Annotated in this window: 14 protein-coding genes; all 14 read left to right on the top strand. The window is 59.8% G+C overall.

The window, feature by feature from the left end:
- Positions 1–158: 158 nt before the first annotated feature.
- Positions 159–719, top strand: coding sequence for a ParB N-terminal domain-containing protein (locus PLL20_20035; GenBank protein ID HPD32291.1), 561 nt, complete (start codon positions 159–161; stop codon positions 717–719).
- Positions 700–1281 (top strand): hypothetical protein, encoded by a 582-nt coding sequence (locus tag PLL20_20030; GenBank protein ID HPD32290.1) that lies wholly within the window; start codon positions 700–702, stop codon positions 1279–1281. The genes PLL20_20035 and PLL20_20030 overlap by 20 nt, the downstream gene beginning before the upstream one ends.
- 94 nt (positions 1282–1375) lie before the next feature.
- Positions 1376–2002, top strand: coding sequence for a hypothetical protein (locus PLL20_20025; GenBank protein HPD32289.1), 627 nt, complete (start codon positions 1376–1378; stop codon positions 2000–2002).
- On the top strand, positions 1995–3353 hold the full coding sequence (locus PLL20_20020) for a hypothetical protein (GenBank protein ID HPD32288.1): 1359 nt from the start codon (positions 1995–1997) through the stop codon (positions 3351–3353). Before PLL20_20025 ends, PLL20_20020 begins: the two co-directional genes overlap by 8 nt.
- 180 nt (positions 3354–3533) lie before the next feature.
- Positions 3534–3779 carry a hypothetical protein gene (locus PLL20_20015; GenBank protein HPD32287.1) on the top strand — a complete coding sequence of 82 codons (246 nt, stop codon included), beginning with the start codon at positions 3534–3536 and terminating at the stop codon, positions 3777–3779.
- Between the two features lie 194 nt (positions 3780–3973).
- Positions 3974–4198 (top strand): hypothetical protein, encoded by a 225-nt coding sequence (locus PLL20_20010; protein ID HPD32286.1) that lies wholly within the window; start codon positions 3974–3976, stop codon positions 4196–4198.
- Positions 4199–4202: 4 nt separating this feature from the next.
- The gene (locus tag PLL20_20005) at positions 4203–4379 is read left to right on the top strand and encodes a hypothetical protein (GenBank protein HPD32285.1); all 177 of its coding nucleotides are present in this window, start codon (positions 4203–4205) and stop codon (positions 4377–4379) included.
- On the top strand, positions 4354–4563 hold the full coding sequence (locus PLL20_20000) for a hypothetical protein (GenBank protein ID HPD32284.1): 210 nt from the start codon (positions 4354–4356) through the stop codon (positions 4561–4563). Before PLL20_20005 ends, PLL20_20000 begins: the two co-directional genes overlap by 26 nt.
- Positions 4560–4901 carry a hypothetical protein gene (locus tag PLL20_19995; protein HPD32283.1) on the top strand — a complete coding sequence of 114 codons (342 nt, stop codon included), beginning with the start codon at positions 4560–4562 and terminating at the stop codon, positions 4899–4901. Before PLL20_20000 ends, PLL20_19995 begins: the two co-directional genes overlap by 4 nt.
- 14 nt (positions 4902–4915) lie before the next feature.
- Positions 4916–6343, top strand: coding sequence for a DUF4055 domain-containing protein (locus PLL20_19990; GenBank protein HPD32282.1), 1428 nt, complete (start codon positions 4916–4918; stop codon positions 6341–6343).
- A gap of 18 nt (positions 6344–6361) precedes the next feature.
- Positions 6362–6592, top strand: coding sequence for a hypothetical protein (locus PLL20_19985; GenBank protein ID HPD32281.1), 231 nt, complete (start codon positions 6362–6364; stop codon positions 6590–6592).
- On the top strand, positions 6592–6795 hold the full coding sequence (locus PLL20_19980) for a hypothetical protein (GenBank protein HPD32280.1): 204 nt from the start codon (positions 6592–6594) through the stop codon (positions 6793–6795). Before PLL20_19985 ends, PLL20_19980 begins: the two co-directional genes overlap by 1 nt.
- Complete coding sequence (locus PLL20_19975) at positions 6785–7840, top strand: minor capsid protein (protein ID HPD32279.1); 1056 nt, start codon at positions 6785–6787, stop codon at positions 7838–7840. The genes PLL20_19980 and PLL20_19975 overlap by 11 nt, the downstream gene beginning before the upstream one ends.
- Before the next feature lie 230 nt (positions 7841–8070).
- Positions 8071–8612 (top strand): hypothetical protein (locus PLL20_19970; protein HPD32278.1); only part of this gene is annotated, 542 nt, incomplete at its 3' end.

Raw genomic sequence — 8612 nt, 5'->3', positions numbered from 1 at the left:
TTTCCAGAGAACAGGGCTCCGGTGGACGAACACCGGGGCCTTTTTTTTGATGGTTTCCTGGACATCGGGTTGGGTATCTGGTATGATAAATACTTCTGGATAGTGGTTTTTGCTTCTTTGGGGGTCCTATGGCAAAAGGATCAAAGAGTGTGGTTGGCATGGCTTGCCCGCAGGTCAAGAGGTTTAAGCTCCAGGAGTTGCGCCCGTGCCAAGACAATCCCCGTGAGATCGAGGACGAGTCACTGGCGGGCTTGGCACAAAGCATCGAGCGGTTCGGTTGCGTGGAGTTGATCGTGGTGAACGTCCGCGATGGGTCGAACCGGATCGTCGGGGGAAACCAGCGATACCGGGTACTGAAAGAAGCGGGCATCTCTGAGTGCCTATGTGTGGCCGTGGATGTAAGCGAGGCGGACGAGCGGCTCTTGAATATCTCGCTAAATAACCCCCGCATCCAGGGGCAATTCAGCGAACAACTCGGGGTCTACATCGACAAGCTAAGGGAATCGGTGTCCGACGACGACTTGGTGTCGCTGCGCATTGCGGAGTTGCAGGAGCAGGAATGTCAGCAGCCGCTCAAGCCCACGAAAGACGCCATACGGCCTTACCAGCGAACGCACGTACTCTTGAGCTTTCCGCCCGAGGTTATGGGCGAGCTTGCCGAGCACATCGAAGCGATGGTGAGGCACCCGGACGTGGAGTATGAACAAGGTTCAAATTGACAACAGCTACTTTGAAGCGAAGGTGGCTTTACGGGTGGATCATCTGCCCGCCGGGCCGGTGAGGGTCCTGGACTGCTATGGCGGGACGGGGCGACTGTGGGCAGAGGTCCAGCGCCGGTTGCCGGACCGGGACATTACCACGCTACGCATCGACCAGAAGCCCATGCGTGGCGGGGTGTACCTGCAAGGCGACAATCGGAAATTCCTGGCGAGCCTGGACTTGGGCAAGTTCAACGTGATTGACCTGGACGCCTACGGGGTCCCGTTCGACCAGCTTGACACGGTGTTTACACGGATCGGCTCCGGCCCGCCTGCGGGCCGCAAGTGGGCCGTCTTCGTTACGTACATCCAGAGCGGGGTCGGGGGCCTGCCTAGGGGTATGCTTGCAAGGCTGGGCTATCCGTCCGAGATGGTCGCCAAGTGCCCCACGATCTTCTACCGGCACGGCCTTGAGAAGTTCCGGGCCTATCTGTCGTCCTATGGGGTCCGTCAGATCGTCCGTTACAGCGACTCTCCGGGCCGCAAACACTACGTCTATTTTGAGTACCCCGGCCCTGGATAGGCGGGTTTCCAGGCCCGAAACATCACTGGCGGCTCCCATTACCCGCCGATATGGGTATTGGCCGCCCACGGGGGTCCTACGGACGAGGTGATTTTTGGCCAAAAAGCCTGAAAGCATTGTCCAGCAGGCACACCGGATGCGCCATCTGTCCTTGTTGCAGAAAGTCCGGTCGGGACGCCCTCTGACCGCACGGGAGATTGCCGAGCTTGAGGTGTACGAGGCCAACGCCGACGCCGGGGATATTCCGGTGCCGCAGCCCAAGCGGCAAGGAAGGCCGCCCACCCTGACCGTGGAAATCGCCGCAGCCCTGGAAGAGGAATGGATCAAGTCGGGAGATGTGGACCTTCTGACGGACCGGGAGATTGCGGCCCGAGTCGGCGTCAGTGACCGGCAGTTGGCGAACTGGCTCGACAGGAACACAAAGGTCACGTGGGCCAATGGCGACCGTGAAGGTTTGCGGGACATTCGCGTACGCGCAAAGGCTGTGACAAAAGCGAATTACCTCACGCGGCTGTTGCGGTTCATCGACCGTGCCGAGCGCATGGGGGACATGAAGACGGCGGGCAAGCTTCTGTTGCATCTTATGGAGAGGCAGTTTCCGAAAGACTTTGGGTCACGCGCAGATCATCTTGGTGCCGGCGAGTCACCGACCGAGTTGGTTCGCGGGATGATTCGCGAGGTCCACGATTGCCACCAACTGATTGAGCCCGAGAATGGCTGATTACCTCACGCCGAGATGGACCCGGTGCAAGCTGGACTCGCGACAGTACGCCTACCTGCATAGTCGGGCGACGATCAACGTGGTTCCGGCGGGTAGACGTTCATTCAAAACCGAGGCGTCGAAGCGCCGGGTAGTGGCCAGGGCCATTGCGTTCAGCAAATACCCGAACGGTCGATTCTTCGCCTGTGCGCCGACGCAGCAGCAAGCCAAGGATATCTTTTGGTCCGACTTGAAGGCGATGGTGCCGAGGTGGGCGTTGCGGACGCAGCGACCGGATATCGACATCAGCGAGAGCGAGTTGACGATCAAGTTGTGGCAGGGAGCGATTATCAGAGTAGCGGGTCTGGATAAGCCGGCTCGCATCGAGGGTGGCGATTGGGATGGTGGGGTGATTGACGAATACGCGGACTGCCGTCCGGACGTGCTCGATGAGCATATCATGCCAATGCTGGTTCGTGGTGGCTGGATCGATATCATTGGCGTGCCCTGTGGCAGGAATCACTACTACCGATTGACGCAGCAGGTCCTCAATGGCGAGTTGAAGGGCGCGAGATACTTCCACTGGAAGGCTTCGGAAGTATTGCATTTGTATTTGGGCAGGGAGCAGGCCGAGGCATTCCTGGCCCAGATGCGTAAGAAGATGGACCCGCTGACGTTTGACCAGGAGTTCAATGCGAGCTTCGTGGCGTTCGAGGGTCGGGTCTATTATGGTTTTTTCCAAGAGACGCATGCCAGCGAACGGCTGATCTACGATCCCAAATTGCCGCTGATCTTGTGCTTTGACTTCAATGTGTCTCCGGGGGTGTGTGCAATCTGTCAGGAGCAGCCGTACAGGGGGAGCGCCCCGAACGTGGCCGGCGAGGTGACGGCATGCATCGACGAGGTATGGATACCGAGCAACAGCAACACCAAGCGGGTCTGCCAGGAGATTGCCGAGCGCTACGGCAACCATCCGCATGAGGTTTGGTGTTACGGGGATGCCACTGGCGGGGCGAGGGGGACGGCCAAAGTGGAGGGCTCCGATTGGGAACTGATCGAGAAGGCACTGCGACCGGTGTTTGGCGGCCGGCTCTACTTGGCCTATGCCCATACGAATCCGAGAGAGCGTGTACGGGTGAACGCGATGAACAGTCGGATTCAAGCAGCGGACGGGAAGATTCGGTTGCTTGTGGACCCGGTGAAATGCCCGCATACTGTGATGGACTTCGACGGTGTCGTGTGGAACGACAAGAGCGGCGAGATCGACAAGACCAACGACAAGACGCTCACGCACCTCTCGGACGCGATTGGCTACTACGTAGCCCAGGTCCACCCGCTGGCGGAGCCGGAATTCGTCATTAGCCAGTTCTAAAGCCGGCGGTTGCCGGTTCACAAGCCATCTAATTTGGCGGCGACTTGGCCTAAAATAATTTTGGTTTTCGCGGATTTTTTTCTCGACACGAGGTGATAGGACTGATATACTACGTACAGAATCGACGATTTAATTATCAGTTGTCGCCCGCCTCGGCGGGCCGGATGAAAGGAGATCAAAATGAGAACGAGAATCGAAACGACCAACCGTAAGTACGGGGCGCTCGAGCAGGGCGGCGTCTGCGGACGTATAGTGAGCTACGACGCTGCCAAGATCGCGGACATTATGAGGTGCGAGATTGCACAGGCTGCGAACATGACCGGCGACGAGATTGTGCCCGGCACCGACTATTGCAGGCTGCGTGAGTATCTGGCGTATCATAATGTACCGGGTCACGTTGTCCGGAAAGGCATACGAATCCAGTAAGCAGTCTCCGACCCCGGCGGGTATGAGGCTGATTGTCTCGCCCGCCGGGGGCATCCGAAGAAATTGCCCCGACTAAGAGGTCGGGGTTTTTTATGCGCCGAGAAAAAAGCTTGCGGCAGCGGCGTCTTTGGGTAAGTTGCTGATGACTTCTAATTGCGGATAGATAGAAGCATCGCCTTTGAAAGGGTCTGGAAATGGATTTCAGGAAGATTCTCGCATTCCTCGATGGCAAGAAGACCTACATCGTGGCGGCGGCCATGCTGGTTCTTGGCTGCGCGGAGGGCATGGGCTGGTTTACGGTGCCGGAGTGGGTCTGGCTGATCGCGGCGGGGATGGGCCTGACCACGTTGCGGGCCGGGGTGACCGGGGTGGCGCAGTCCATCAAGGACAATGTGCCGACGACCACGACGACGAAGTAGCCCCATGAAGGCCATTGGGTCGGTCATAGCGACGGCGTTGGTGCTGGCCCTGGCGGTGTGGAGGTGGTATGCCTCACGCAACGAGAAACAACAGCGGGAACAGAAGGAGCGGGATGCGGCGATTCACCAAGCTGCTCATTCTGATGATGATAGCGATGTCAGCGACATCTTGCGCCCGTAACTATCTTGACGTTGGCCCGGTGTTCGTGACCAGTGACCCGAACGACGTGGATATGCACTACGTTGTTGCCGGTTCTCTTATCATCGACCCGAACAATCCGGCCAATTCCCTGCGGGTGGGCAAGGACGGGCGATTCCTCAGCAACAAGTTCTTCGAGTACCTGCTGAAGAGGGCGGCGAAGTGATTGCGTGGTCGATCCACAAGCGTTTTGTGCATCCACCGGCCAAGGAGCCGGTGCTGCTCGGCTACGGCAGATTGCTGGGTGGAGAACCGGTGTTCCTGCCGGCCGAGGATGCGGCGGATTGGGATAGCGACGATGCGTGGATGGACCTGGACGCCTGGCGTCGATGGGTGGGCGGGACCTTGACGGACCATGTGACCGAACTACTGACAGAGGCGGAATTTGGCGGTGGGTCTTCGTCGGCGGCCCGGACGGTCGGTGCCGCTGCTTCGCGGCTGACTGCCGGATCAAGGAAGTCTGCATTGGCAGATAAAGTCCAAGAGCCGTCCGGGCACTTTTAGACAAGGGAAACCTTATGGCGAATCAGGAATCGACAGTCGAGTCTGTGCATCCCATTTACAGTGCCATGTTGCCGACGTGGGAGTTGGTAGACGACCTGATGGGCGGCACGGCGGCGATGAAGGCGGCGGGAGAGAAGTGGTTGCCGCGAGAAGAAGGCGAGACGGTCAAGGCGTATGAGGCGAGGCTGTCAAGGTCCGTGCTGTACAACGGGTACAAGAAGACGGTGCTGGGGCTGTCGCGGCGTCCGTTTGCTCGCAACGTGAACATTGTGGGGGACTTGCCCGAGAAGCTGGCGGGGATGCCCAATGCAGTCGACGATCAGGGGCGGAGCCTCAATTCGTTCGCCAGGGAAGTGCTCAAAGTCGGGATCAACCGGGGGCTGTGTCATATCCTGGTGGACTATCCGCCGAACACGGCGGGGAGCCTTGGGGAGGAGCGCGAGCTTGGGCTGCGGCCGAGATTTGTGCTGGTCGATCCGATCTCGCTCATCAACTGGCAGACGGAAGAAGTGAACGGCGAGACGCGGCTGACGCAGATTCGGATCAGTGAGTCGGTGTATCGGTCGAGCGGCCAGTGGGACGCCAAGGCGGTGCGCCGCATTCGGGTGATCGGGCTGGACGCCTTCCAGGTGTACGAGCAGGCAGAGAAGGGGGATTGGCACGTCGTCCAAGAGGGCACGATGACGCTTGGGAAGATCGCCCTGGTGACTCTGTATATCAACCCGACGGGGTTCATGAGTGCGTCCCCGGCAATGGACGACCTGGCGTACATGAATCTGGCGCACTACCAGAGCCAGAGCGACCACCGGAACAATCTGCGGTTCGCGCGTTCGGGCGTCATTTTCCTCAAGGGGCTGACGGCAAAGGAGATGGAGCAGGGGATCGTATGGGGGGTGAATCACGCGGTCAGGACGACCAACGCCGACGCGGACATGAAGATCATCGAGCACAGCGGCAGTGCGGTGACGGCCGGAGAGAATGAGCTTCGCCACCTCGAAGAGCAGATGGATGCGGTTGGCATGGGGCCGTTGACCGTGCGGTCCTGGGGCAACGAGACGGCGATGGGCAAGGCGATCGACGAAGGCAAGGGCCAGTGCGACCTGCAATCGTGGGTGCGGGATGAAGAGGCTGTCCTCGAGAAGGCATTTGGGCTGGCGGCGGAATGGACCGGCGAAACATTGGCGGAAGACTTCAAGGTTGACATCTATGACGACTTCGGATTGCTGCCGCGATCGGCGCAGGACCTGGACAATCTCCAGAAGCTCCGAGACCGGGGCGATCTGTCCAGACGAACGATTCTGGAGGGTGTCAAGCTGCGTGGCCTTCTGCCGGAAAACCACGACATCGACGAGGAATTGGCTCGGATCGAGGAAGAGGGGCCTGACCTGGGCATGATCGGGAGGGAAGAGCCGGAACCGGAGCCTGAAGAAGAGAAGGAGTAATCGGGCGGAGGCGGAGCGTTGGACTACGAAGACGGCGGGTTGCTCGAAGCGTTGGGGATGAAGTTTGGGTGGTGTTGTTGCTGGTACTACGGCACGTGGTTCTATCGGCCGCTGTACTGGCCGGTGGGGCAGGCAAGGATGGTTTCGCTGCCCGTGGTGGTTCTGAGGCGGCTGGGGTACTGGTCGGGCGTGCGGTCGTGGTCGCGCGGCCGGCATTGGGATCGAAGATCGAGATACGGAGAGCGGTAATGGGCACTGAAGCGCCGAGCAGGAAAGAGGTGGACAAGGCGGCAAGGGCAATCGTGCGGGAGCACAACCGTGCCGTGGCTCAACTGGCGTCCGTGGCGGCAAGGAACGGGCATGTCGGCCTGACGCACGATCTGGTGAACATCATGCTGCCGAGTCGGCTGGAGGCGGACCTGTTTCGTGCAAGGGTGGCGCATGCCGGTTGATCTGGCACAACTGAAAAGTGTCAACGAGGTGGTCCGCGACCGGATCATACGACACGCGGTCCTCTTGGAGCAGTACAAGACCGAGCAGGTGCGAAAGATCATCTCGTTTTTCAACCGGAGTCTCGAGCCGGACCTGCTGGAAAAACTCACCAAGTACGCGGGCAAGACGCTGACCGAGAACCGCCTTCGTCTGATGCGGCAGAGCATGAAGGACGTCATGGCGGCCGGTTACCTACGTATGAGGAAGGACCTGGAGCCGGACCTGCTGGAGTTGGGCAAGTCGCAGTCTCGGTGGGATGCGGCGGTGATCGAGAAGTCGCTGCCGGTGAAGATTGCCCTGACGACGTTGTCGGTGCCGACGATCAAGGAGATGGTCGTCAACCGGCCGATTGACGGCCGGCTGGTCCGGGAGTGGTTCGAAGAGCTTGGGCAGGCCCAGGCGATCAAGGTCAACCGGCAGATCATGATCGGCGTGGCGGAGGGCGAGGGGATCGACGAGATCGTGCGCCGGATTCGGGGGACGGCGAAGAATCGCTACCGCGACGGGATTCTGGCTCGGTCCAGACGAGAAATTGAATCGGTGGTGCGGACCTCCGTTTCCGGCGTGGTGAACAACGTTCGGCAGGCGACCTATCGGGCCAATGTCGACGTGATTGCGGCGGTGCAGTGGGTAGCGACGCTGGACAGTCACACGTGTGAGGTGTGTGCGGCCTACGATGGCCAGGTGTATGGCCTGATGGATGGGCCGAGACCTCCCCAGCACATCGGATGCCGCTGTACGACGGTGCCGGTGTGCAAGTCGTGGAAGGAGTTGGGGTTTGACTTCAAGGAGATGCCGGCGAGCGAGCGGGCGGCGATGAATGGGAGGGTGGCCGACAAGGTGACGTATGGCCAGTGGCTCAAGGGCCAGAGCCGGCAGACGCAGGAGTTGGTGTTGGGCAAGGGCAAGGCGCAGTTGTTCCGCTCGGGCAAGGTGGCCATTCGGGATTTCGTGGACGACCGGGGGCGGGTACTGACGCTCAAGGAACTGGAGGCGCTCGATTGACAGGTATCCTTATCGCTGTAGGTGCGGCGGGCATGGGTTTGTGGACGTGGGAGAGGGCAGCGAGAACCGCTATCCGTGCCGGAAGTGCTACCTTCGGTCCAGGGGCAAGCTCGTTCAGTTGGAATACGAGGGGCGGCAACCGGTCGGCGACGAAAAAAAGTGATTTTGTACTTGCCTCTACGTAGAGGCATGTAGTAGTTTGCCGACGAATGGATTCATAGGGGACAGACATGAAGCTCAAGGCAGTATTGGCACAAAAGGATTTCGAAGCTCTCACAGGACCGGCAAAGGAGTTCTACGTGGAGTCCGATGGGCTCTACGTGCTGGACGTCGAAAGCGTGTCGGTGGACGGCAAGACATTCTCTTTGGAGGACACGGCCGGCCTGCGAAAAGTCCTGGCGGACCTCAAGGCGAAGAACCAGAAGAAGGCCGAACAACTGGCGGCGTTCGAGGGAGTGGACCCGGAAGAGGCCAAGGCGGCCATCGCCAAGGTGAAGGACCTGGGAGATCCCGAGAATCTTGACGACAAGGTCAAGCAGCAGGTCAAGGCGATCGAAGAGCAGTACGACACCAAGTACCGCAAGCAGATGGAGTCGCTCAAGGCGGAGAACGCCAAGCTGATGGGCGAGCGAGACAAGGCGATCCAGGCTCACGGACAGAGCCATCTGGTGTCGGAGGCACGCAAGGCGTTTGCCGCGCACAAGGTGCTTGCCGACTGGCAGGATGTCATGCTTGACAAGGTCCGGGCGTGTACCCGTGTCAAGCCGGACGG

This window comes from Phycisphaerae bacterium, from assembly GCA_035384605.1.
Classification (GTDB): domain Bacteria; phylum Planctomycetota; class Phycisphaerae; order UBA1845; family PWPN01; genus JAUCQB01.
The sequence above is the reverse complement of the archived record's forward strand: the minus strand, read 5'-3'. Positions and strand labels throughout refer to the sequence as shown.

What these genes read in the sequence shown, in the direction of transcription:
- PLL20_20030 (HPD32290.1), top strand. Translation starts at nt 700, where the DNA reads ATGAACAAGGTTCAAATTGACAACAGCTACTTTGAAGCGAAGGTGGCT.
- PLL20_20005 (HPD32285.1), top strand. Translation starts at nt 4,203, where the DNA reads ATGAAGGCCATTGGGTCGGTCATAGCGACGGCGTTGGTGCTGGCCCTG.
- PLL20_20035 (HPD32291.1), top strand. Translation starts at nt 159, where the DNA reads ATGGCTTGCCCGCAGGTCAAGAGGTTTAAGCTCCAGGAGTTGCGCCCG.
- PLL20_19975 (HPD32279.1), top strand. Translation starts at nt 6,785, where the DNA reads ATGCCGGTTGATCTGGCACAACTGAAAAGTGTCAACGAGGTGGTCCGC.
- PLL20_19980 (HPD32280.1), top strand. Translation starts at nt 6,592, where the DNA reads ATGGGCACTGAAGCGCCGAGCAGGAAAGAGGTGGACAAGGCGGCAAGG.
- PLL20_20010 (HPD32286.1), top strand. Translation starts at nt 3,974, where the DNA reads ATGGATTTCAGGAAGATTCTCGCATTCCTCGATGGCAAGAAGACCTAC.
- PLL20_20000 (HPD32284.1), top strand. Translation starts at nt 4,354, where the DNA reads ATGTCAGCGACATCTTGCGCCCGTAACTATCTTGACGTTGGCCCGGTG.
- PLL20_20020 (HPD32288.1), top strand. Translation starts at nt 1,995, where the DNA reads ATGGCTGATTACCTCACGCCGAGATGGACCCGGTGCAAGCTGGACTCG.
- PLL20_19990 (HPD32282.1), top strand. Translation starts at nt 4,916, where the DNA reads ATGGCGAATCAGGAATCGACAGTCGAGTCTGTGCATCCCATTTACAGT.
- PLL20_20015 (HPD32287.1), top strand. Translation starts at nt 3,534, where the DNA reads ATGAGAACGAGAATCGAAACGACCAACCGTAAGTACGGGGCGCTCGAG.